At 43.5% G+C, this 23788-nt stretch carries 27 protein-coding genes; 12 read left to right on the top strand and 15 right to left on the bottom strand.

The window, feature by feature from the left end; all coding sequences use genetic code 11:
• Positions 1-37: 37 nt before the first annotated feature.
• Together HADU_RS01975 and HADU_RS01970 are read right to left on the bottom strand one after the other, a co-directional pair.
• Entirely contained in the window at positions 38-223 is a 186-nt protein-coding gene (locus HADU_RS01975; protein ID WP_008303086.1) for a hypothetical protein, read from the bottom strand.
• A gap of 413 nt (positions 224-636) precedes the next feature.
• Positions 637-1668: a lipase secretion chaperone gene (locus HADU_RS01970; RefSeq protein ID WP_008303084.1), complete on the bottom strand. Its 1032-nt coding sequence runs from the start codon at positions 1666-1668 to the stop codon at positions 637-639.
• Positions 1669-1824: 156 nt separating this feature from the next.
• Between HADU_RS01970 and truB the strand changes: the two genes are divergently transcribed.
• From truB to HADU_RS01955, 3 genes are all read left to right on the top strand, one after another.
• The gene (truB, locus tag HADU_RS01965) at positions 1825-2730 is read left to right on the top strand and encodes a tRNA pseudouridine(55) synthase TruB (protein ID WP_004896210.1); all 906 of its coding nucleotides are present in this window, start codon (positions 1825-1827) and stop codon (positions 2728-2730) included.
• A 22-nt stretch (positions 2731-2752) separates the two neighbouring features.
• Complete coding sequence (locus tag HADU_RS01960) at positions 2753-3520, top strand: sulfite exporter TauE/SafE family protein (RefSeq protein WP_004896209.1); 768 nt, start codon at positions 2753-2755, stop codon at positions 3518-3520.
• 126 nt (positions 3521-3646) lie between these two features.
• The gene (locus HADU_RS01955; protein WP_004809925.1) at positions 3647-4114 is read left to right on the top strand and encodes a hemerythrin domain-containing protein; all 468 of its coding nucleotides are present in this window, start codon (positions 3647-3649) and stop codon (positions 4112-4114) included.
• A gap of 65 nt (positions 4115-4179) precedes the next feature.
• On the opposite strand, the gene HADU_RS01950 is transcribed toward HADU_RS01955, so the two are convergent.
• The 3 genes from HADU_RS01950 to serA all read right to left on the bottom strand — a co-directional run bounded on the left by HADU_RS01950 (position 4180) and on the right by serA (position 7536).
• Positions 4180-5058: an EamA family transporter gene (locus HADU_RS01950; protein ID WP_004896206.1), complete on the bottom strand. Its 879-nt coding sequence runs from the start codon at positions 5056-5058 to the stop codon at positions 4180-4182.
• A gap of 245 nt (positions 5059-5303) precedes the next feature.
• A complete protein-coding gene (locus HADU_RS01945) occupies positions 5304-6179 on the bottom strand; it encodes an EamA family transporter (RefSeq protein WP_004896205.1) in 876 nt (291 codons plus the stop codon).
• A 124-nt stretch (positions 6180-6303) separates the two neighbouring features.
• Positions 6304-7536, bottom strand: coding sequence for a phosphoglycerate dehydrogenase (serA, locus tag HADU_RS01940; protein ID WP_004809918.1), 1233 nt, complete (start codon positions 7534-7536; stop codon positions 6304-6306).
• Positions 7537-7890: 354 nt separating this feature from the next.
• On the opposite strand from serA, the gene HADU_RS01935 reads away from it, so the two are divergent.
• The 3 genes from HADU_RS01935 (at position 7891) to HADU_RS01925 (ending at position 11299) form a co-directional block, all read left to right on the top strand.
• Entirely contained in the window at positions 7891-9300 is a 1410-nt protein-coding gene (locus HADU_RS01935; RefSeq protein ID WP_004809916.1) for an FAD-binding oxidoreductase, read from the top strand.
• Positions 9301-9442: 142 nt separating this feature from the next.
• A complete protein-coding gene (locus HADU_RS01930; protein WP_008303076.1) occupies positions 9443-9820 on the top strand; it encodes a hypothetical protein in 378 nt (125 codons plus the stop codon).
• Between the two features lie 249 nt (positions 9821-10069).
• Complete coding sequence (locus tag HADU_RS01925) at positions 10070-11299, top strand: MFS transporter (RefSeq protein ID WP_008303074.1); 1230 nt, start codon at positions 10070-10072, stop codon at positions 11297-11299.
• Positions 11300-11508: 209 nt separating this feature from the next.
• On the opposite strand, the gene HADU_RS01920 is transcribed toward HADU_RS01925, so the two are convergent.
• From HADU_RS01920 to HADU_RS01905, 4 genes are all read right to left on the bottom strand, one after another.
• Positions 11509-11805: a DUF3817 domain-containing protein gene (locus HADU_RS01920; RefSeq protein ID WP_008303072.1), complete on the bottom strand. Its 297-nt coding sequence runs from the start codon at positions 11803-11805 to the stop codon at positions 11509-11511.
• A 213-nt stretch (positions 11806-12018) separates the two neighbouring features.
• Positions 12019-12582 (bottom strand): superoxide dismutase family protein, encoded by a 564-nt coding sequence (gene sodC / locus HADU_RS01915; RefSeq protein WP_008303070.1) that lies wholly within the window; start codon positions 12580-12582, stop codon positions 12019-12021.
• A 128-nt stretch (positions 12583-12710) separates the two neighbouring features.
• The gene (locus HADU_RS01910) at positions 12711-13850 is read right to left on the bottom strand and encodes an AI-2E family transporter (RefSeq protein WP_004896196.1); all 1140 of its coding nucleotides are present in this window, start codon (positions 13848-13850) and stop codon (positions 12711-12713) included.
• 116 nt (positions 13851-13966) lie between these two features.
• Entirely contained in the window at positions 13967-14611 is a 645-nt protein-coding gene (locus HADU_RS01905) for a ParA family protein (protein ID WP_004809903.1), read from the bottom strand.
• Positions 14612-14734: 123 nt separating this feature from the next.
• Between HADU_RS01905 and HADU_RS01900 the strand changes: the two genes are divergently transcribed.
• Together HADU_RS01900 and HADU_RS01895 are read left to right on the top strand one after the other, a co-directional pair.
• Complete coding sequence (locus tag HADU_RS01900; protein WP_034592066.1) at positions 14735-15211, top strand: Holliday junction resolvase-like protein; 477 nt, start codon at positions 14735-14737, stop codon at positions 15209-15211.
• Positions 15212-15222: 11 nt separating this feature from the next.
• On the top strand, positions 15223-15801 hold the full coding sequence (locus HADU_RS01895; RefSeq protein WP_008303063.1) for a hypothetical protein: 579 nt from the start codon (positions 15223-15225) through the stop codon (positions 15799-15801).
• 2 nt (positions 15802-15803) lie between these two features.
• On the opposite strand, the gene HADU_RS01890 is transcribed toward HADU_RS01895, so the two are convergent.
• Complete coding sequence (locus HADU_RS01890) at positions 15804-16442, bottom strand: class I SAM-dependent methyltransferase (RefSeq protein ID WP_008303061.1); 639 nt, start codon at positions 16440-16442, stop codon at positions 15804-15806.
• A gap of 195 nt (positions 16443-16637) precedes the next feature.
• On the opposite strand from HADU_RS01890, the gene HADU_RS01885 reads away from it, so the two are divergent.
• Positions 16638-17195: a hypothetical protein gene (locus HADU_RS01885; RefSeq protein ID WP_008303059.1), complete on the top strand. Its 558-nt coding sequence runs from the start codon at positions 16638-16640 to the stop codon at positions 17193-17195.
• Positions 17196-17266: 71 nt separating this feature from the next.
• Here the strand turns inward: HADU_RS01885 and HADU_RS01880 are convergent, their stop codons facing one another.
• Entirely contained in the window at positions 17267-17599 is a 333-nt protein-coding gene (locus HADU_RS01880) for a HopJ type III effector protein (protein ID WP_004896192.1), read from the bottom strand.
• 167 nt (positions 17600-17766) lie between these two features.
• Here HADU_RS01880 and crcB point away from each other — a divergent pair, with 167 nt between their 5' ends.
• Complete coding sequence (gene crcB, locus HADU_RS01875) at positions 17767-18147, top strand: fluoride efflux transporter CrcB (protein ID WP_008303056.1); 381 nt, start codon at positions 17767-17769, stop codon at positions 18145-18147.
• Positions 18148-18209: 62 nt separating this feature from the next.
• Here crcB and HADU_RS01870 read toward each other — a convergent pair whose 3' ends face one another.
• Together HADU_RS01870 and HADU_RS01865 are read right to left on the bottom strand one after the other, a co-directional pair.
• A complete protein-coding gene (locus HADU_RS01870; protein WP_004809889.1) occupies positions 18210-18461 on the bottom strand; it encodes a type B 50S ribosomal protein L31 in 252 nt (83 codons plus the stop codon).
• A gap of 117 nt (positions 18462-18578) precedes the next feature.
• A complete protein-coding gene (locus HADU_RS01865; RefSeq protein ID WP_004809887.1) occupies positions 18579-19877 on the bottom strand; it encodes an ABC1 kinase family protein in 1299 nt (432 codons plus the stop codon).
• 255 nt (positions 19878-20132) lie between these two features.
• Here HADU_RS01865 and HADU_RS01855 point away from each other — a divergent pair, with 255 nt between their 5' ends.
• A complete protein-coding gene (locus HADU_RS01855) occupies positions 20133-20342 on the top strand; it encodes a DUF1737 domain-containing protein (RefSeq protein ID WP_005223403.1) in 210 nt (69 codons plus the stop codon).
• Between the two features lie 238 nt (positions 20343-20580).
• Here HADU_RS01855 and HADU_RS01850 read toward each other — a convergent pair whose 3' ends face one another.
• A complete protein-coding gene (locus HADU_RS01850; protein ID WP_005223401.1) occupies positions 20581-21939 on the bottom strand; it encodes an MATE family efflux transporter in 1359 nt (452 codons plus the stop codon).
• A 40-nt stretch (positions 21940-21979) separates the two neighbouring features.
• Entirely contained in the window at positions 21980-22438 is a 459-nt protein-coding gene (locus HADU_RS01845; protein WP_004809881.1) for a DMT family transporter, read from the bottom strand.
• Between the two features lie 124 nt (positions 22439-22562).
• Here HADU_RS01845 and hemW point away from each other — a divergent pair, with 124 nt between their 5' ends.
• Positions 22563-23717 carry a radical SAM family heme chaperone HemW gene (hemW, locus tag HADU_RS01840; protein WP_008303044.1) on the top strand — a complete coding sequence of 385 codons (1155 nt, stop codon included), beginning with the start codon at positions 22563-22565 and terminating at the stop codon, positions 23715-23717.
• Positions 23718-23788: the final 71 nt, after the last annotated feature.

Raw genomic sequence — 23788 nt, 5'->3', positions numbered from 1 at the left:
TATCAGTCAGTTTAAAAGGTCTTTATGCACTTGAATTTCAAGCATACATAGATCGTCTAGTAATGTGAGTGCTATAACGTGCGACCATGCCATCGTTATCCAAATTGCCAATGCGTGACCAGCCCAGCCAACCATGCACCATGAGCAATGGATATTTGGTTTTGGTATAGTCAGATTTGGCCTGTTCCTGAATAGGCAAAACGCTTGGAGCCGCTTGAGTCACACCGATTGGCCAAGTAAGCAGCCAATGATAGCTAATGAAATTGTCCGTGTATTAGAGATGATGGTCATAAAACAATCCTGTGTTCTTTATTTTTATTACAAGTGAAGTGACGCTTCCCTCCTGAAAGCTCAGATATGTAAATTGCCGTTGCTTACGGCATGTTATTGTGAGTCATCCTCGACTAATTTTTGTACGTTTAGTTATTTTTTCATGCGTAATTTAGAAAAAACATATCATTTGGGGACAGTTATTGCGTATTGCACCAGAGATTTGTAAATCTACATGCATCTTGATATCTATTTAATATTTATAGACATTTGTATATTATAGTTTTGTGGTAAGTGGATTCAAAACAGCTTTTCATACATAAAAAAGGGGGCACATTGAATACCCCAATTGTTCTTTGCAATATGTTAATCGGCAAAGGGGAGTTTTCCGCCCTGATCATGTACCTGTTCAAAGGTTTCTAAACGCAATTGCTCTTGTGGATTTTGAAAATGCTGCCCGCGTAATTGCTTCACGGCTTGTTGCTTGGCTTGATCATTCATCCCACTTTGTATGATTTGATCGCGTGCATTTAAATATTCTTCGACTCGTGATTTCCATTGACTGCGTTGCCCATCGAGTTGTTCTAAACGCTGCGTGGCTTCAGGACCAACCAAATTTAAACGCATTTGGCGAATTTCAGCAGCAGAACCGCCGCGTGCTTTAATATCTGCGGTTAGTTTGCGTAGATCTTCCAGCTTATTGAGCTGCTCCAGATTTTCCTGCCAATCTTCTGGAAGCTGCTGAAACAGTTCTTTCAGTTTCTGTGCTTTTTCAGCTTCACTTAAGTTCTTATCTGCCAGAACTGCCATACGGTCCAGTGTATATTCATGATAAGTATCTTCGGTACCAAACAGTCCTTCAATTTCATAATTAGAGAAAAATCGTTTACGCAGATTCTGGGTGCTGGTATAGATACTGCGGTAATAGGCAGGATCTTCCTGATCCAGACCAGCTGGTGGGGTTATTTCACCAAGACTTTGACGATACTGCATATAGCGATCCCATAGATCCAGAATCTGGGACAGGGCAGGCTCTTTGTGGTTCTGAGAAATATAGGTCTTAAAGTCCTGCTGAATCTGTTCAATGGTTTTTTCACCGTACTGGGTAATGAAATATTCAAAACAGTTGCGGGTCTGTTCATTCACGATCAGGCGATTACTGCTATCCAGCTGCATCTGACAGTTGATTTCGGTATCCTGCTGGCTGGCGCTGGCAAAAAAAGTATTGTTCTGAGCACTGATATTCAGGGCGTTTGCTTCCGTATCTAGTAGGGCTGGCTGAGCACTACCTGGTTCATTCGCAGTCTGCTTTTCATCCTGAGGAGAAAGCCACAGTAACAGCGTGACCAGACACAGGATCACTAAAGCAACAATGATCCATATTTTATATTTCTGCATGTCCTATGCACCTTTATTTTGTTTTTCTTCAATTATTATCAAGAAATGAATCGGCTCAATATGCCATAAATACAGATTGAATAGCATAGAAAAGTTGTAAAACATTGACCAGGGTTTTACCATTGCGCCAACTTAAAAATTGTCTGATTTTTTGCCATGAAATCTTCATCTCCTAAAATTCAGCGTCGTCATATCAGCGGTGTGTTCCTGTTAAATAAGCCTCTAGGCATCAGCTCAAATGCTGCACTGCAAAAAGTACGCTGGCTATATCGTGCGCAAAAAGCCGGACACACAGGTGCGCTGGATCCACTGGCATCTGGTTTACTGCCAGTCTGTCTGGGAGAGGCGACCAAGTTTTCGCATTATCTGCTGGATTCAACCAAGCGTTATCAAACGACTATTTTTCTAGGTCATAGCACGACTACCGGTGATGTCGAGGGGGAAATCCTGCTTGAACAAGCTGTTCCTGAACTGAATGAACAGCTAATCAAGGATACGATTGCCCAATTTGTTGGTGAAATCCAGCAAGTACCACCGATGTATTCAGCACTGAAAAAAGAAGGTCGTCCGCTGTATGAGCTGGCGCGTAAAGGTATTGAAATTGAGCGTGAAGCGCGTCCAATTACCATTTATGCCATCGAACTTTTATCTTTTACTGAAAATAGCATCACGCTGAACGTGACCTGTTCTAAAGGCACGTATATCCGTGTACTGGGTGAAGATATTGCCAAGGCATTGGGTACTTATGGTCATCTGACTTATTTGCATCGTACGCAAACGGGTCATTTTGACATCATTCCAAGTTATACCATTGAATATCTGGAAAGCCTGAGCGAAGAAGAGCGTGAAGCTTTATTGCTACCGGCTTATGCGCCCGTGCAGCATTTTCCGCAGGTTCAAGCGCCAGAAGGCCGTGCTGAATATTTTAGCCGTGGTATGGAAAGTAATATTGACCATCCGGCAGAGCCACAAGTGCTGGTATTTGAGGGTGAGAAATGTCTGGGCCTGGCAGAAATTACTGATCGTAAGCGTCTGGTGCCGAAGCGTGTGTTAAATCTCTAGTAAATATTAAGAGAAAGTTGATATGGACATCGAGATCATCATCAGTCTGATTGGCTTTGCCTTTATGGCAGGGGCAATTGATGCCGCCGTCGGTGGTGGTGGTCTAATCCAGATTCCAGCGATTATGAGCAGCCTACCGTATCTGCAGCCAGCGACCGTGTTCGGTACCAATAAGCTGGCTTCCATTTTCGGCACAGCCTCCGCGGCACTTTCCTATTTGCGACAGGTGAAATTGCCGTGGGCTTTGCTCGGCGTGGTTGCCTTGTGTAGCTATATCAGTTCTTTTGCTGGCGCGGCCAGCGTCACGCTAATTCCGGTCGATATTCTCAAGCCTTTTGTGCTGGTCATGCTGATCGTGATCGCGGTCTATACTTTCATGAAAAAACAGTTCGGCCGGGTACATGTCGAGCAAAAATTGACACGGAAAATGCTGATGTTCGCTGCCATTGGTAGCTTGATGATCGGGTTTTATGACGGAATTTTTGGTCCGGGCACGGGCAGTTTCTTTATATTTTTCTTTATCCGTTATCTGAGCGTGGATTTTTTACATGCGTCAGCACTTTCGAAAATTGCCAATTTCACTACGAATCTGGCTGCACTGAGTTTCTTTATTCCAACAGGTCATGTGCTGTTTATGATCGGTGCCATGATGGCGGTGGCGAATATTGCAGGCTCGATTGTTGGGGTGAAACTGGCCTTTAAATATGGCAGTGGTTTTATCCGGATTCTGTTTCTCATATTGGTCAGTTTGCTGATCTGCCGGATGGCTTATCAGATGTTTTTGATTTAAAAATAGATGTAAACCATTCTCGATATTAAAGTTTTTTATACAATTTCTACTTATAAAACCTCCTGAACCCTTGCCATTTCCTCTTTATGATGCAAAAAGGCATGACAAAAACAGGAGAAAAATTACATGACCACCATTTTTGAAGCACTCAGGGAAAGTCATGAAATTCAGCGTGATCTCGCTGAAAAACTATTACAAACTTCCGGGGATACGGCAGAACGCCGTGAGTTGTTCAAGCAGCTTAAAAACGAACTCTTTGCCCATGAAACTGCAGAAGACCGCTATTTCTATATTCCATTGATGATGACTGATTCGGGATTGAATATTACCCGTCATGCCTTGGCAGAACATCATGAAATGGATGAGATGATTGAAGAGCTGACTGCAACCGAATTTAGTAATCCGGGCTGGATTGCGATTGCCAAAAGACTTTCAGAAAAGGTTCATCATCACTTAAAAGAAGAAGAACATGGCTTCTTTCAGCAGGCAGGTAAAATTCTTGGAGAAGAGCAAAAGACCGCTTTAGCTGTGCAGTACAAGAATGAATATCAGCGTTATAAAGACATGAAAAAAGACATGCTGGTACAAAGTTAAGTTTTAAATTCAAAAACTGTATTGCAAAAAAAGATGGCTGTTCAGCCATCTTTTTTAAGAGATATTTAAGCTGTTTTTGCCTTTCTGGCCTGACGTGCAGCACGCAATGTGACCCCGACGGAAGCCAGCATAATACAGGCCAAAGCAATCCATTGTAATACGCCGGTACGTTCACCAAGCAGGATAAAACCGGTTAAGGCTGCCAGCGCAGGAGAAAGGCTGGACAGGGTGCCATAGCTCATCTTGTTCAGCTGTTTAAGTGCTTTCAGATCCAGTGCATAGGGAATTGCTGTTGCCAGAATTGCAATGGTAATGGCTTTGCCCCAATGCTGGGTATCGAGGACTGCTGCAGCATTGTGATATAGTCCGAATGGAAGTAAACATAGCGCAGAAATACTGATGGCAATGGTCAGGGCATGCATACCCATATTCTGCTGTACCACACGCTGACCAAAGAAAATATAGAAGGCCCAGCATAGACCAGCACCTAATGCACAGGCAGCACCCAGCAGGTCAAACTGATGATTGGCAGCTTGTCCCCATGGCACCATCAATGCGATTCCTAAAATTGCCAGAATTACCCAGATATAATCACTGCGATTTTTAATCGATAACAGTGCCAGCCCTAGCGGTCCTACAAATTCCAGGCCGACTGCAATCCCTTGAGGCAGTCTGCCCAGTGACATATAAAACAGGATATTCATCAGGCCAAGTGCCGCGCTGTAGCAGAGTAAATCTTTCCATTTGAGATAGGGCAGTCGCGAGATAATTTTCCAGGAACGGAACATCACACAGACAATAATGGCGGCAAAACATAGACGCAAAATGGTTACTGTCAGCGGGTCCAGTACAGTAAATAATTGCTTCGCAAAGGATGCACTGATCTGGTATGAAGTCATGGATAAAACCATGTACAACACAGCAAGGAGTTGGGCGTTTGGCATGGGAGTTTGATATGCCAGGCAGGCACAGAATTCAGGTCAGGGAGAAAGGCAGATTATAGCAAACTGGTTAATTTTTGATGAGTAGGCGGAGAGAATATTTTGTGAACAGTTGCCTTAAATTTAAAGCAAATGAATTTAAATTTTTAAGCTCCATAAATGACCAGAAAATTTTAAATTCAAAGTGTAAAAATCACTGCGCAAAACTTTGAATTTAAAAATTCCTACAGTAGAAAATGATCAATGATTTAAATATTTTTATTTTTGCGCTTTTGCATGGTCACCGTACAGCTAATTGAAGCGCTAATGATTGTGCCTAATGCCAGCCATTCGGTCCATAATAAAGTTTCACCCAAAAAGATAAAACCGGAAAATGCTGCAATTGCAGGTTCCAGACTCATCAAGGTTCCAAAACTCAAAGCGGTTAAATTTCTAAGTGCAATCATTTCCAGGGTAAAGGGCAGTGCACTGGCCAATATTGCCAGAGCTAAAAAGTACATCAGGCTGATTGGTTCAAAAGTATGAGCTGGCATTCCTGCAAAGAGTGCAATTGGCATCAGTACCAGCATACCGACAAACATGCCTAAGCACACGGTATGGTTGCCGGAAACCCCGGAAGGCTTCTGTCCCGCGACGATATACAGTGCCCAGCAGGCACCTGCACTCAAGGCAAATAGAATACCAATCGGATCAAGTGGCTGTGCGGCCTGATCAAAGGGAAACAGCAGCACCAGTCCCAGAATTGCCAGCCCGACCCAGATAAAATCAAATTTCTGCCGGGCATGAAATAGCGCCACACTGAGTGGCCCAATAAATTCAAAAGAAACTGCAATACCGAGTGGCAGGCGATCAATCGCCAGATAGAACAGCATATTCATGCCAGCCAGAGCTAAGCCATAACTGATAATCGCTGACCATTTCACCTGACGGAAATTGATTTGCCAGATCTTAAAAATCAACGCCAACACGGCTGCACCTAAGAATAGGCGCATTGCGGAAACCGTCAGAATTGGAAACTGGCCAAACAGATATTTGGCAAAGGAGCCACTGCTTTGCATGCTGATCATGGCGATCAGCAAAATCAGTGGCGCTTGCACCATCGGTGCAATTTTAAAATCTGGCATGATTAAATTTGGCTTCGAAGTAATCGAATACTGCGCACAGGAGCGGACTGTACTCAGGGAAAATAAATCCCTAAAAAATAAAAAAAACCGCAGACCGAAGCCTGCGGTTTTTTCAGTAGTTGAATTAGAACAATACGCGTACGCGAATCGTGCCTTCAACTTCGTGTAGCGTATCAAGTGCTTCTTTAGATGCAGTCGCATCTACATCCATCACGAGGTAACCGACATCACCTTTGGTCATTAAAGACTGACCAGAGATGTTGATGCCGTGTTCAGCAAACAGATTGTTAATCTTAGACAGAACACCCGGGATGTTTTTGTGGATGTGAAGCAGACGGTGTTTGCCTTCAGTCAATGGAAGCGCAATTTCTGGGAAGTTCACCGCAGAAAGTGTCATACCTTTGTCAGAATAAGCCACGAATTTTTCGGCAACTTCCAGACCAATATTCGCCTGAGCTTCCATAGTAGAACCGCCCACGTGTGGAGTCAGAATCACGTTTGGAATGTTACGCAGTGGAGAAACGAATTCTTCACCGTTCGCTTTCGGCTCTTTCGGGAATACGTCAACCGCGGCACCTGCAAGGTGACCTGATTTCAGTGCATCCGCCAGGTCTTCGATCACAACACAGGTACCACGTGCCGCGTTAATGAAGATAGAACCTTCTTTCATTTGCGCGAACTGGTCTTTGGTCATGAAGTTACGTGTAGACGGAACATCTGGCACGTGTAGAGATACCACGTCAGCATTTGCCAAAAGTTCACCTAATGAACCGACCTGACGTGCATTACCTAAAGGTAATTTAGTCACTGTATCGAAGTAGATGACTTTCATACCCATGCTTTCAGCAAGCACAGAAAGTTGTGAGCCGATTGAACCGTAACCTACGATACCTAAAGTCTTACCACGCGTTTCGAATGAACCTACAGCAGATTTGTTCCAGCCGCCTGCATGTGTATCTGTCGATTTTTCAGGTACACGGCGAAGAAGAAGAATTGCTTCAGCAAGTACAAGTTCAGCAACCGAACGAGTATTTGAATATGGTGCGTTGAATACCGGAATACCACGACGCATTGCTGCATCCAGATTTACCTGGTTGGTACCGATACAGAAACATCCTACCGCGATCAGTTTGTTCGCAGCTTCAAACACTTCTTCAGTGAGCTGAGTACGGGAACGGATACCAATAAAGTGCGCATCTTTGATCGCTTCTTTCAGTGCTTCACCCTCAAGCGCTGTTTTGCGATAGTCGATGTTGGTATATCCAGCTGCATTCAATGTGTCGATTGCGTTCTGGTGAACGCCTTCTAGCAATAGAAAACGGATTTTATCTTTAGGTAGAGATAGATGTTGGCTCATTACGGCTCCGCTACAAAGGCCAAATTTAGTCGCAGTATAATAGCATAGGAAAGTACCCGATTTACATTTCCTTCATGACGTGAATATCAGGTATTTTTGCAAGTGATATTGGTGGAAATGATGATTCTGGTTGAATTAAACTATCATTTTCAAAGGTATATTAGCTAAATTGTCATTTTTTCAGGGAATCGCCTAAAAATAGCTTATAATATTGCGCCATGCTTTTAAAGCAGCCCGTTTTGATGCTTTAATGGTCATGTATCGTCTGAATTTCATACAGGCCTTGATGCCTGAAAAATATGCAAATGAACAGACGACCTCTCTCTTGTTTACTTCATGCTAGGTCTGCAAACGATGAATGCTCCAGTCGCTTTAACCCCTGAGTTATTGACCCAATTGACTGCAATTGTGGGTGAAAACCGTATTAAAATCGATACGGACAGCCTCCAGAATTGGGGTCGCGATCATACTAAGCACTTTGATCCAAACCCGTCAGTCATCGTTTTCCCATCAACCACTGAGCAGGTTCAAGACATCGTAAAATTGGCGAACCAATTTAACGTTGCCGTGACTCCATCGGGTGGTCGTACCGGCCTTTCTGCAGGTGCAGTTGCAGCCAATGGCGAGATCGTAGTCAGCATGGACAAGATGAACCAGATTCTGGAATTCTTCCCGGCAGACCGTATGGTACGCGTGCAGGCAGGTGTCGTGACTGAACAGTTGCAAAACTATGCTGAAGAACAGGGGATGTACTACCCGGTAGATTTTGCGTCTGCGGGTTCATCGCAAATTGGCGGTAACATCGGGACCAATGCTGGCGGCATTAAAGTGATCAAATATGGCATGACCCGTAACTGGGTACTTGGCCTGACTGTCGTGACAGGTAAAGGGGATATCCTGCGCTTGAACAAAGGCATGATCAAGAACGCGACCGGTTATGCGCTACAACACTTATTCATCGGTGGTGAAGGTACGCTGGGTCTGGTGACTGAAGCGGAAATCAAGCTTGAGCGTCAACCACAAGATCTGCAAGTGATGGTACTGGGTGTGCCTGACTTTGAAGCAGTGATGCCAGTGCTCCACGCTTTCCAGGCAAAAATTGATTTAACAGCGTTCGAGTTCTTTGGTGAACTGGCAATGCAAAAAGTCCTGGCCAATGGACATGTACAGCGCCCATTTGAAACTGAATGCCCATTCTATGTATTGCTTGAGTTTGAAGCGCCATTTGAGCCGATTATGGACAAGGCGATGGAAATCTTTGAACACTGTATGGAACAGGGTTGGGTGCTGGACGGTGTGATGAGCCAGAGCCTGGATCAGGTGGAAAGCTTGTGGCGTTTACGCGAAGATATTTCTGAATCTATCGCGCCATTTATTCCATACAAAAATGACATTTCAGTTCTGATCACGCACGTTCCTGCATTTATTAAGGAAATTGATGCGATTGTTTCTGAGAACTATCCTGACTTTGAGATCTGCTGGTTCGGTCATATCGGTGACGGTAATTTACACCTAAACATCTTAAAACCTGCGGATTTGTCTAAAGATGAATTCTTTGCCAAATGCCAAGTCGTAAACAAGTATGTGTTTGATACCGTGAAAAAATATGACGGTTCAATTTCTGCGGAACATGGTGTAGGTATGACCAAAAAGCCATATCTTGAATATTCACGTTCAGCTGAAGAAATCGAATATATGAAAGCCCTGAAAAAAGTGTTCGATCCGAAAGGCATCATGAACCCGGGTAAATTATTCGATCTTTAATCTGGTCAAATTTACAAAAGCGCATCGAAAGGTGCGCTTTTTTTATTGTTGTGTAATCGTACTTACATTGTCTCAATAGTCGGCAAAAAGAAAGCCCGGCATCATAGTTTTTGATAATAAAGACAACAATGGAAACAAGACCATGCTACGAATAATTTTATTGGCAACTTTGACTTTGGGTGTGGCTGTAACAGGTGGTTGTGCAACGACGCAGGATACAATTTTTAAATTACAGTCACCAGATACCCCAATAGAGCAGGTTTTAAAATTGCGCCCTGAACTGCGTGAGAACATTGCAACAGTGGAACTACGTCAATTCTTTAATAATGTAGAGTCACCTACTGCAGGTCAGGTGAAAGTGACAGAAACCGGGCTGAAAGATGATTCGGTAAAAGCCATTCAAACCATTTATCACTTTAAGTTAGATGGTCGTCAGTGGGAGCTGGTCAATACCCAGAAAGCTTATCAATGCTTGCGGGGAAGTGATAAGAAAAAATTCCAGCAAGAGCCGTGTCCATAATATTGTTTGCTCTTTAAACAAAATTTGGTTAAAAGCGTATCTAATTGATGCGCTTTTTTCTTTTTTAAAAAAATGGCTTAATTTATTTTAAATTTATAAATACGCAACTTATAGAAGTTATTAAATAGTTATATTTAGATAGACTTAACCCAAAAAGCTTTAAACAATAAACTCTGCTACACTTCGCTCAATTTTTTAAATTCAGCTCTTTTAAAATTCTAAAAAGAGTAAATGAGCCTTAACTCTTCCATGCAAAATATTCAAACGACAAAACTCACCCATGCCACCATTATGTTCCCATTGGCGCTGGTACTGTTTGAGTTCTCCGTCTATATCGGCAATGACCTGGTACAACCCGCCATGCTCGCCATTACCAAAGAATTTGGTGTGAGCAGTACCTGGGCGCCGTCGTCCATGTCTTTTTATTTATTGGGTGGGGCATTTATTGCGGCTGTGCTTGGACCCTTATCTGATCGACTCGGTCGTAAAACTGTATTACTCGGTGGTGTCGCTTTCTTTGTTATAACTTGTCTGACAATTCTGTTTGCTCCGAATATTGAAAGCTTTATTGCACTGCGCTTTTTACAAGGCTTTGGCCTGTCCGTGATTGGTGCAGTAGGCTATGCTGCAATTCAGGAGACCTTTGAAGAACGTGATGCCATTAAAGTCATGGCACTCATGGCAAATGTGTCTTTGCTCGCACCATTGTTGGGGCCTGTGCTCGGTGCCTTTATGATTGAGCATGTATCCTGGCATTGGGGCTTTATCGGGATTGCCTTCTTGGCTTTTTTGAGCTGGTTTGGTCTTAAAGCCAAAATGCCTGACCCTCAAATCAGTCGGGTTAAACAGCCGCTGAGTTATATCTGGGATGACTTCAAAGAAGTACTGAAGAATAAGCGCTTTGTGACATTAACCATGTCATTGCCTACCATTTGCATGCCGTTAATGCTGTGGATTGCATTATCCCCAGTCATGCTGGTCGAGCATTTGGGCCTGACCAGTATGCAGTATGGTTTGGCCCAGATTCCAGTTTTGGGCGGCCTGATTGCAGGTAATCTGGTCTTGCTGAAAATCATCGACAAAATGCCCTTAGGTCACACTGTCATGCGTGCCGTTCCGCTGATGTTTATTGGAACATTGGTCATCGTCGCGGGGCTGTTTATTCCAGACTATTTTGTACACTGCTTGATTCTTGGCATGACTCTAATCAGTTTCGGTGAAGGCTTGAGTTTTTCGGTTATTTACCGTTTTGCTTTGATGTCTTCTGAAGTGTCTAAGGGCACCGTAGCGGCTGCATTATCTGTACTGATGATGCTGAGCTTCTTCGTTGTGATTGAGCTGGTTCGGGTGATTTATGAAGCCTATGCTATTTGGGGTTATAGTATTTCTTGTGCTGTGCTGATTACACTGTGGTTTGGCATTCCAAGAGCATGTTTAAAAACACTGATGGCAGAAAGAAAGGAAAGAGGGGAGTTTTAAGCTCCTCCTTTTTAAATTTTCATATAAATGAAGGTATTTACTTTATATCCCTTTGATAAAATGTATTGAATGTTCTCTCTCCCTCTGCGAGAGAGTTAGAGAGAGGGTAATATTAATAAAATAACCTCACCCTTGCGCTGCAGTGCTGCTCATCTCCTAAAAGGAGTGGGAATGTCCATTACCATTTGATAATGATTGCAATCCCAAAATTAAGCTTTAGCTGGCTGTTCTAGCTTCTTCAATTTCATATCAAAGATAAATGGCCCAAATGGCAGAATTGAAGCGATCAGGCCCATAATAAACATACTGAGTGACCATTTCTGTTTTTCACATACCGCAAACAGTACTACCAGAAAAAGAATAAATAACACGCCATGCCCCATGCCGATATATTTCACCAAAACAGGATTGTCCATCATGTACTTCACTGGCATAGCAATAAATAACAACAGCAGGAAAGAAATACCTTCAATCAGACCAACAAGGCGTAGGGTTTTGATGTTCATAAGCAAGTCAGAATATTTGGAAACTCTACGAGTGTAGTCGATATAAAGAGCAGAATAAATAGGCTTTATAATTATAAGTAATTGTATTTAAAATAAATAATTCAGAGTTGTATAGTTGGTTTTAGCTATATTTTTATATTGGTAAAATGATCTGTATGATTTATAAGATATAAAAAAGCACCTCCGGGAAGGTGCTTTGCTGTAGTCAATGAATTAGATCACGCCACAGGCAATACGGTCACCGCCACCGCCAAGTGGTTTAGGTGAATCAGAGTAGTTATCACCACCGGCATGAACCATGATGGCACGGCCTTGAACATCAGCCAGCTTTAAGCGTGGTGCAACCACAGTCACTTTCGCAGTACCATCAGCAGCTACTTTCAGCGCTGGCAAGTCACCGAGGTGACCACTCATTGGCGTACCGTGATTCGGTGCCTGATTGGTATTCAGGTGACCGCCCGCAGCAATTGCAGCGCCGACTTTACCGTCTTTTTCAGCAGGAGCACATGAACCATTTTCATGGATATGGAAACCACGTTCACCCGCAGGTAAGTTGCTTAAATTGGTACGAATCACCAGACCCGCTGGACTATCAGCCAGGTAAACCATACCAATCGACTGACCCACAACTTGTGGAGATACAGCATTTACCGTAACCGCTTTCATATTGTCGATACTTGGTTGAGTCGAAGAGGTTGCACAACCAGTGAACAGGGCCGCACTGATGATACCCAGCGCAGATAACTTGAACATTGATGACTTAAACAATGCAGACATGATATGGCATCCCATACTTATTTTGATTTTGTGTCCTCATTGAAACAGAGAATTTATGACAATTCTATATGGATTAAGCACTTAAATGTTTTAGCTTTGTAATGCGATATAAGCGCTGCCAACACCACTTAAAGTGACGATGTTGGTGGATCTTTCTTTTCTTCTTCCAGATCATAGGCCAGCGTGGCTTTCGGCATCATCAGCGGTTCATTCTGGCCATTTTCATGCAGCCATTCACGCCAGATCGCCAGTAATACAGCTAGAATCACTGGACCGATAAATACCCCAATCAGACCGAAGCTGGCAATACCACCAAGTACACCAAACATGATCAGCAGGAATGGAATCTGGGTTGCGCCGGAAATGACCAATGGACGAATCACGTTATCGGCCGTGCTGACGATACAGACGCCCCATGCCATCACGCCAATCGCTTCGATGGTTTGACCTTGTGAAAATAGCCAGAGGGATACTGCACCATATGCCATAGGTGGGCCAAATGGAATCAGGGCAAAAATAAAGGTAATAATGGTCAGAACCATCGGGTTTGGCACACCTGCGACAAAGTAACTCACACCCGCAAGGAGGGCCTGTGCAATTGCAGTCAGTCCGACACCATAGACCACGGCACGCGTGGTATCAGAAATGGTATCCAGATAATGATGCACACGTGGGCCAATCACTTTTTCTAAGGCTTTGCTGACCTGTTTCAGAATGATTTCGCCATCACGGTAGAAAAAGAACAAAGACAGCATCGCAAAACCTAACTTAATCAGGTTTTTGCTGATTTCATTAAATACCACTTTACCGTAGTTCAGGTGCCCCTGAATCCAGATGGAAATATTCTGAACAATGCTGTTCGGGTCGTTATTGATATCACGTAAGGTACGGGAAATTTCCTTACCTACGAGGGGCAGATTACGAATAAAGTCTGGAACATTGAGATGACCAGAAAAGACCTGTTTCTGTAATTCGTAATACAGGCTACGACCTTCATGTTGCAGCAGGAAGATGGCAAATGTCAGTGGAATACCGACCACCAGCGTCACCATAATCATCATGATAATCGCACTCAGGTTCGGTCTTGAACCGACAGAGCGTTTGATAGATTGATACAGAGGCCAAGTCATATAGGCAATAATGGCTGCCCAAACTACAGGTACAATAAAGTATTTGAGTACATTAAAACTCAAATAAAGCAGGATAAAAAATAATCCAAACAATAAAACTTTTTGTAATGTAGGCGCGTATTGTTGCACTGAATTCAATGACTCATTCCTTAGGTCTGTCAGGCATATTAACTGAAAAAAAGCCGGGCGCAAATGTACACTGACAAAGTTATACGGATTCTTTTATCAAAAAAAAGATATCGTACGCTGCGAGTTTAGAACCATTGGGCTGGATCATCGATAATGGCATTTAATACAGGTTGCCATTGTGCCTGCATTTCCCGGTACATTTTTTGTGGTTTATCGAAAATCGACAGACCTTCCATTGCCAGACGTCCATACGGTGCACGTTCAGAAATCCATGCCACTGGCTGCTGTTCAATCCGGTCAAAGAACTGCTGAATTTCCTGATTCGATGCTGCATTCGGCCTGTTACGATTTGCCAGAAGCAGGATCTGCACTTTACCTTTACGAATCCGCTTGATCTCCTGAAGATGTTTCAGAAAACGACGAGTCGAATCGATATCAAAAAATGAAGGCTGTAAGGGAATAATAATGGCATGTGCTTCACTGACCAGTTGTTCCGCATGCTCACCATTTAAAGCGCCTGGCGCATCAATGATCAGGTATTCGATTTTCTTGGGCGCATCACCAATAGATTTGGTACTACGCCAGTCCAGACTCTGAATCGGTGCAGCATTTTCAGGGCGATGTTTTAGCCATTGCAGTGCAGATTTCTGATTATCGGCATCAGCCAGCGCAACCTTGTAACCTTTTTGGGCCAGTGCTGATGCTAGGCTGATGGCAGTCATTGTCTTGCCACAACCACCTTTCTGATTTGCAACTAAAATTGTTTTCATGAGTCGGGGTGATTTATTTATGTACATTGCTAGCATATCATTCTTTTTTGATCGGCAGATGGCGGAAAACCTCGACTTCAGTCGAATCTAACCATAACTTAAGTGAAAATTAAGGAAGATTGAATGTCCATATGGATGGCAATGTTAATAGGAGCGTGTATCGGGATTGTGCTGACCACACTCATTCTGGGGCAAAGCCGTAATGGCCGCATCAAGGCAGAATATGAACACTACATTGCCGAGCTGGAACTAGAACATCAGCAGGCCCTGACCGCGGCCCAGAAGCGTAGTGTGAATACCAGCCGTGCTGTACTCAAGGGGAAAATGGCCGAACAGTTGGCACCGATTATGCCTGAATTTCAATACTTACCCAGTGATGCAAAGTTCTTGGGTGATCCCGTAGATTATGTGGTTTTCGATGGTTATACCGACTTCCGTGATGGTGATGGTCTGGCTGAAGATATTGAAGTGGTGCTGATCGATATCAAGAGTGGTGGCGCACGGCTGAGCAAAGGGCAACAGGCAATTGCCCGGGCAATTCAGGAAGGACGGGTACGCTTTGAAACCATCCGTATCGATTTTGAAGAATTCGAGGATTAGGAAAAGATCATATGGATAAATTACTGATCACCGCAGCACTATTCGCATTTGGGATCTGGGTCTGGTCAGAGTATTTTCGCGCCATCCCTCATCTGGAAGAAAGCGGCGTCCTTAAGAATTTTAAGGTAGAAGCGGTGCAGCCTGTTTCAGCAACGTATACAGTGCTGGATAAATCGTTCATCAAACCAAACCGTCGGGTTTTGCATCAGGCCAGTCCCTTTGTGGGCAGTTTTAATGATCTGGCCTATGTCAGCAATATTGATGTCTTGCTGGCGACTCAGCCTTTGCCCACTATGCAGGCCAGACTGCAGCTCGATCAGCCAAAACGCTGCTTCCAGATTGAAGGTGCGGTCACTACAGCGCAGCAAGAAGCCATTAAAACCCATGTACAGCATTTTAGCCTGATTGCCGCCAATGAAAATATTGCCAATCAGATTCGCCGTCTGAAATCAGGAGAGCAGGTTCATCTTCAGGGTGACATTGTCACTGTACAGTCGGGTACTACAGGTCAGGCTTTTCAGGCAGGGATCGGGTCGAAACATCGCGCCCAATGTCAGTTGCTTAAAGTGCATGCTATTCAGGTGAATTGATTTTATTTAATGCCTGAAACAGGTTTGCGTGCCCGAGCCAGCAACATACGCTGTCCAATACTTGGAATACCAGCGGCATCGACATATTTTACTTTATCCAGTTCAAAACCAGCTTCAAGTAAAGCAGTTTCAATATCCCGATCAAGATGGCAGCCATCCCCGACTTTCTTCTGAATCGGGGTCAATAAATGCTGTAAACGCTGCACGTTCAGATTCTGCCGATTCAGTACATGTTCTACTACATGCAAAGTTCCACCTGGCATCAGTACCCGGTAAATCTCCTTCAGGCTTTGATGCAGATCAGGAATACTGCAGAGAGTCCAGGTTGAAACTACATTTTCCAGCTGATCACGATCAAAAGGTAATCCTTCAGCACTGGCAAGAATGTGCTCAACCACAAAAGGCGCTGCCTGAATCCGCTCTTGACCTAATTTAAAAATTTCGAGATTAGGCTCTAAGGCATAGACAGTATATATACCTTGATAGAAGGGCAGATTCAGCCCGGTACCGAAACCGATTTCCAGAACTTCACCAGAAACCCCAAGTAACAGTTCGCGGCGCAGATCCATGAGTGATGCGGTTTGCATGACCTGATTTAGCAGGTGCGGGAAAATATGTTTTTGATAAAGTTTATACAGCATGATTTTAAGTTCAATTTATTGCTGGATTGCGCTTAGCTTAACCGAAAATTCCGCGGTAAATATAATTTTTAGTACGACTCATTCATAGCACATTGTTACCAATTTCAACTATTTCCTTCATAAGTTCGCGCTAATATATTTGGTAAACAGATGAACTGAGATTGTTGGGATAAAAGCAAGATGAGGTTGAAAAGCATGAAGCATATTGCCCTGTGTCTGGGTCTGATGCTACCGGTGCTGTCACAGGCATCCGTAGAACATAATATTGCCAAAGGCTTGCCACCCGTGGCAAAAGGCCAGTCAATTTCGGTATTGCAGCCGTTTAAAGGTGATTTCCGGATCTTGGGTTCAAAAATTTATAATAATGATCCGCAGGCCAAGTTTTCTCCAATTGATTATGCAGTAAGTTGGGGACTATTTGCTGAACCGGAAATTGCCCGGCATATCACGGTAAACCAGTATGACCGCTATCTGAACTGGAAAATGGACCGTATTCCAGTGCCTAAAGCACAGGCCATGCAGATGGTATCCAATATGCATATCATTCCTGCCAATCCGCAGATTGCCAAAGCCATTAAACAGGTCAAACGTGGTGATCTGGTCCGCTTGAAAGGCGAGCTGGTTGAAGTGCGAGATAAAGATCTGGTGTGGACCTCATCATTGACCCCGACCGATACAGGTGATGGTGCATGTGAAGTATTTCGTGTCAATTCAATTCAATGGATTGAAAAGGTACAACGTAGCTATTTGTAGCCATTCATTAATAATCTATCTTAGAAAAAAACCGCTCAAAGGAGCGGTTTTTTTATAGCTTGATTGAGTATTTATTTAGCAGCTAGCGCTTCGCCTTCAAACTGAATGCCATCCCAGCCATTGAGCATGAACTGGCGAATATTCTGGTGGTCGGTCGCTTCAGGCGTTGCCAGTACTGCGGCATAGTGTTCAGCAAACAGACTTAAGGTTTGCGCCTGATCCAGACCATTTAATTTAGCAAAAGAGAATACTTTTGCACTGCCCTGGTTTTCAGTAGCGGCATTGGCTTGTTGGCCATTTTTAAAAGCTGTTGGTGTGTGCTGATAGCGTGCATCAATGAATGCAATTACATCAGCAAATTTTGCTTCGCCAGCAGCCAATTGAGCCAGTAATTCCTGAGCCATGGGGTTTCCCTCTAGAACTTAAATAAATATGAATGGTGTCGAATATACCAATTTTTTGGCAAAGATCCATGTTCATTGTGCAATTTTAGGTGCATGATGTTATTCATTATTCTCGCTCAATATAAGGGCTGATGACGTATTCAGGATTGAAGGATAACGGAGAGGACATGAACTGGCTTTTAGTGGCAATGGGCGGCGCAATCGGGGCGACACTGCGTTATGCAACAGGCATGCTGATTTTCAAGCCGCAGATGTTATTTCCTTGGCCGACCTGGTGGATTAATATTATCGGTTGTTTATGTGCGGGGATCTTCTTTGCCTTTAGCCAGAAATACAGCTTTCTACAGAATGAAGCACGGCTGTTATTTATGGTGGGGATCTTGGGTGGTTTTACTACTTTTTCCAGTTTTGGTCTGGAAACTTTTCAGCTGCTTAAACAGGGAGCGCTAACAATTGCTGTCAGCTATGTCGTATCCAGTGTGATTGTCGGTGTACTGCTGCTGGGAATTGGTTTCTATCTGACTCAGCTGGCTTTAGCGCAGGCATAAAAAAGTCAGGAAACTAGGGAGATTTCCTGACAATAGAGGATCTAGAAATGAGACATTAAGGTTTAGCTGCGTTTAAAGCGTGCAAAACGTTTATTGAAGCTTGCTACGCGGCCTTCATTACTGGTTTGACGCTGTTCACCAGTATAGAAGGGATGAGACGCACTTGAAATATCGAGAGTGACATAAGGGTAAGTTTTGCCCTCGTATTCACGGGTCTGGCTTGAATTCATGGTGCTGCCAATAACGAAATAAACATCGGCATTGGTGTCATGAAATAGTACTTCACGATACTCTGGATGGATATCTGGACGCATATTTTTACCTTGCTTGAACAACAATGATTAGATTTAATGTTATGTTATAATATAACAATATTGTTTTCAATATAAGCCCGGTAACGATGTGTATCCTGGTGTAACTCTTGTTAAAGCTTAGGCACGTTTCGGCACCAGCTCCTCAAATACATCACTGAGATCATCTTTAACTTTCAAATGAATCAGGTTCCAGTATTGTCCTGAAATGGTCCGGTTTACCATCAACGTATCTGGAGAAGGTTTAAATACGTCCCAATATTTCAAGGATGGCTTGATCAGCTCTACCCCGTCATGGTGCGCCGAGTTTTCCTCAAAATCATAATAGCCATTTAGTGGGCGTAACAGTACTTCCAGCCACTGTTCATACAGTTCCTGAGGGAATTTTCCAAGTTCTGTAAGTGACTTAAGCGAGTCTAGCTGTTGCTCGATCATCGGAATATTCTGTTCCCGAGCTGCATGTACTAACTCTCTAAAATGACCAATCACTTCAGTAGATAAAGTTTTTACACCACCGAAATCGTAAATAATCACTGTGCCATCTTCACGGAAGGCGAAGTTACCCGGATGCGGGTCACAATGGAAACGACGCAGATAGAAAATTTCCTGGCCAATGGCACGGAACAGGCGACGGCCCAGATCATTACGGATTTCTACCGGCCAGGTACTGGCAGTTTCAATACTTTCACCATGTTCCAGACTTAAAGTCAGAATATGCCGTGACGAATAATCCGGATAGACTTGTGGAATCACAATTTTGCTATCCAGTGTTTCGTGGAAAGCACGAGCAACCTCTAAATTTTGTGCTTCGATTTCATAGTTCAGCTCATCGTCCAGACTGTGCTGAATTTCCTTAAACAGCTGATCTTGCAGTTTACGGTCAATTTTCAATACACCCATCAGACGTAACGCCAGACGGACCTGTTTTAGGTCGCTTTCACAAGCTTCCTCCACACCCGGATATTGCACTTTCACCACGACTTGCTGACCATTCGGCAAGGTGGCTTTATGCACCTGACCAATCGAGGCAGCTGCAAAAGGTTTAGGTTCAAAATCCTGGAAAATCTGCTCCAGCGGTTTGCCAAGCTCTTTTTCAACCTGTGCTTTAATCACATTAAACGGCATGGCTGGCGCCTGACGTTGCAACTTGGAAATGGCACGTGCGACTTCAGGCGGAAAAATATCTTTATATTGAGAAGCGATCTGACCGACTTTCATCACCGCGCCTTTCATTTCCCCAAGAGTGTCGGCAATCTGTACACCAATATCCTGAAAAAGTTTGCTGCGCGCTGCATTTTTCTGCTCTTCGTCGGCAGTTAAATTTTTAATAGAATTTGATAATGTTTTGCTGGCGATACTTGCTGTCATACCGGCAAGTTTCATAAAGCGACGACCGGGTGTGCTAGCCGTTTTTGCCATGCGGAATTCCTCAAAATCATCTTTTTAATGCTGTCTTTGATCATAGGCGACAAAGGCGTAAATGCCTATAACTAATTGTAGAGGTTGTGTTGCTAGCCCAATCTCATACTTCACAATTTCTTCAATAATCTTCCAAAAACTGTGCCAATACCGCTTTGATTCATTATTTAGAGTGATTGGGTTAACCATTAATTCTGAGTTTTTATGCATTGATGAGATTAGAATAGTCAGCATGATTTAAGCTAAGATTATTCCATGAAAGTTTATCGTTATTTTACCGGTAAGGATGATGTGCATTTTTGTGCCCGTGTCACCAAGGCATTAAATGAAGGCTATGAACTGTATGGTTCACCAACCATGACTTTTAATGGGACAGAAGTGATTGTAGGCCAGGTCGTCATTAAAGAAGTAGCAGATGAGTCTGAGATTCCACAGGGTTTAAAAGCAGCTTTAGAAACAAACTAGAGTTTTGAATGATCATGCCCTCAATGTTTCATTCGCATTTTTATCTCATTGTGTAGGTAGTTTTTACTTTCACAGCGGCAAAAGTAATAAAACCCCTTTATTAATCTGATGCTCTATCCTGAGCACGCTTTAAGCACTGCTTTAAAGCATGGCGCAAGATGACTGATCAACGGCGACATCCATGTCGCTTGCGAGCTAATTGAATATAGGATTGAAAAATCATCCCTTTTAATTCTTTTTAAGCTTGCTGAATTAAACGTTTATTGTTGCCATAGAGACGCATGAGTAGTAACACACAGGCCACACTCAGACCAACAATCAGCCCCACCCAGACACCGGCCGCACTCATATCTGTAAATCTGGACAGATAGACACCGACCGGGAATGCAATCACCCAATAGGCAATCATGGTGATCCACATCGGGCCTTTGGTATCTTGCATACCACGTAAGCAACCTGCCGCACTGATCTGCCAGGCATCCATCAGCTGATAGGCAATTGCAAATAGCACCAGATACACTGCGATCTGGGAGACCTGCATTTCCGAGGTATACAGCGCCACAATTTCATGCTTAAAGAACCACAGCAGCAGCATGGTCAATACGGCAAGCACCGTAGCAGTGACTAAACCCAGCCATTGCACCTGACGCATCGCGACCCAGTTTTTCTCGCCATAATAGGTTCCAACACGGATCGTCAAAGCAATCGCCAAAGACATCGGAATCATAAATAGCTGCGATGTAATCGAGATCGCAATTTGATGTGCCGCGACGATAGTTTCACCCAGCGGACTCAGGACAATCGCTGCCGTACTGAAAATGCTCACTTCAAAGAAAATTGCCAAGCCAATCGGTAAGCCTAGCTTGAGAATACGTTTGAGCCAGTAAGTATTAATTTTTTCCCAGTGAGTAAAAGGTTGGGTTGCCTGATAAGACTTATTTTTTAGAATATAAATCGCGAGCGTAATCAGCATCAGCCATTGCAGAATCGCTGTAGCAAAACCACAACCAGCACTGCCCAATGCAGGAATTGAACCGAAACCATACATAAAAATAAAGTTGAGTGGTATTAATGCCAGCAGGGCCAATAGACTGATTACAGTGACTGGGCGTGGATAACCGATTGCCTCGGAATAGCCACGCAGTGCTGCATACATAGTCACGGCTGGCATACCAAAACCAATGGCATGCAGGAACAGGCCAGCCTTAGGCTGCAAGCTTTCCGGCACACCCAGCAAAGGTAGGGTTAGAGGTAAAATCTGCAAAACTAGCCCTGCGATTACTCCGAGTACTAAAGCCACCCAAAGGGATTGACGGGCAATCGTTGAAATTTTCTCGGGAGTGCGAGCACCGTAAGCTTCAGCCACTAAAGGAGTAGTAGCAATCATGATGCCACTAAATAATAACATCACCGGAATCCATAACCCGACTCCGACCGCAATGGCTGCCAGATCAGTTGCAGACAGATGCCCCGCCATAATGGTATCAATCAGACCAAGACCAGCTTGGGAAAACTGGGTGATCAAAATGGGCAACATTAAGGTGAACAGTCGTTTTAATTCAAAGCTTAGGGTTGTGGCTGACGAAACATTCGACACAAAAAATACTCATCTTTCATCATGTGCTTAGATAGAAGGTTTAGCGTTGTAAAGTGAGAAGCACACCAATAAAAATCACCACGCCACCCAGAAGACGTTGCCAGTTGAGTTGTATTTTTTCACTGTCGAACCAGCCAAAATGATCAATGATCATGGAAGAGACCAGCTGTCCAAAAATCACCAATGCAGACAAAGTCAGTAGCCCAAGCTTAGGTGCACTATAGATGCTCATGCTAATTGCATAGACACCGATGACACCGCCCAGCCATAAATACCAGGGCAATTGCGTAAATGTACTGAGGCTCGGTTTATCCACCTGTTGAAAAAATACCAACACAGCAAGCAATATTGTACCAATCAGAAAGGAGAAAAGGGCAGCTTGTAAGGGAGAATATAAATATTCCCGTAGCTGGGTATTGATACCGGTCTGAAAACTTAAGCCAATACCAATTGCCATTGCCAAAGGGATAAACAGCAGGATCTCGGAAGATATTTTCATTCTCAGGGTCTTGTTTTTGTTAAGTTAAACTGAGTCTACTGTAAAGCGGATGAGAATTCATAAGCAGGGTACTTTTGTCATGCTAAAATACAACAAAATTCATCTGATGTTCTGAGCACTGTCCTTGACTGATTTAAATCCTGCCGCTATTCCCTTGTCCCTGTATATTCATATGCCATGGTGTATGCGTAAATGTCCATATTGTGATTTTAATTCGCATGCGGTACCAGATGGCAAACTGTCTCTGGATCTCGAGCAGGAATATTTGCATGCCTTGGTTGAAGACTTTAAGACCCAGCTTGACTTTGCTCAGGGACGTCAGATTCATAGTGTATTTATTGGTGGGGGTACACCATCCCTGATTTCTGCTCAAGGTTATCAGTGGTTATTTAGTCAATTAAAAGCACTGCTTCCTTTTGAAGAAGGTTGTGAAATCACCTTGGAAGCCAATCCGGGCACAGTAGAGCATGATCCATTTGCCGGTTATCTGGCAGCGGGTATTAACCGTCTTTCGATCGGTGTACAAAGCTTTAATACTGAGCATTTGAAAAAGCTGGGGCGTATTCATAGCAATGAAGATGCGATCTCGGCAATTGCGCATGCGAAAGAGGCAGGTTTTGAGCGCATTAATATTGATCTGATGCATGGATTACCAGAACAGACTTTAGAACAGGCTTTAAATGACTTGAAATTAGCTGTGGAAAATGGAGCGACTCATATTTCCTGGTATCAGCTCACTATTGAACCAAATACGGTATTTTTCCGTACGCAGCCTATTTTACCTGTGGATGATGTCTTGGAAGATATTCAGGAACAGGGTGAGGCTTATTTAAAAGCTCAGGGCTTTATTAATTATGAAGTCTCGGCTTGGCGTAAAGAGTTACCGTCAGCACATAACCTGAATTACTGGCAGTTTGGCGATTATTTGTCGATTGGGGCAGGGGCGCATGGAAAAGTGACTCAAGCTGATGGGATCTATCGTTTCCAGAAAACCCGTTTGCCAAAAGACTATTTAGCGAAGGTGCCAGCAGAACATTTGCAGTTTAAACGGATTGAAGCTGAAGATATGCCGTTTGAATTTATGATGAATGCCTTGCGTTTAAATAACGGTGTAGCAGCGAAGTTGTATGCAGAGCGTACTGGCCTCAGTCTGAATGGTCTGAATGCATTATTGACTTCACTGCGTCAACGTAAACTCATGGTTGAAGATCCAGAACGTCTGGCTTGTACCGAGCAGGGGCATGTGTTCTTAAATTCAGTACTGGAAGAGTTTTTATAAGCCTGTGGATTTCTATTTAATAAAGTTTAATTCCATTCGTCTCTATTAATTTCTCAATAATTTTGTGATTA

It is taken from the genome of Acinetobacter sp. HA, from assembly GCF_000264725.1.
Lineage (GTDB): Bacteria > Pseudomonadota > Gammaproteobacteria > Pseudomonadales > Moraxellaceae > Acinetobacter > Acinetobacter schindleri.
The sequence above is the reverse complement of the archived record's forward strand: the minus strand, read 5'-3'. Positions and strand labels throughout refer to the sequence as shown.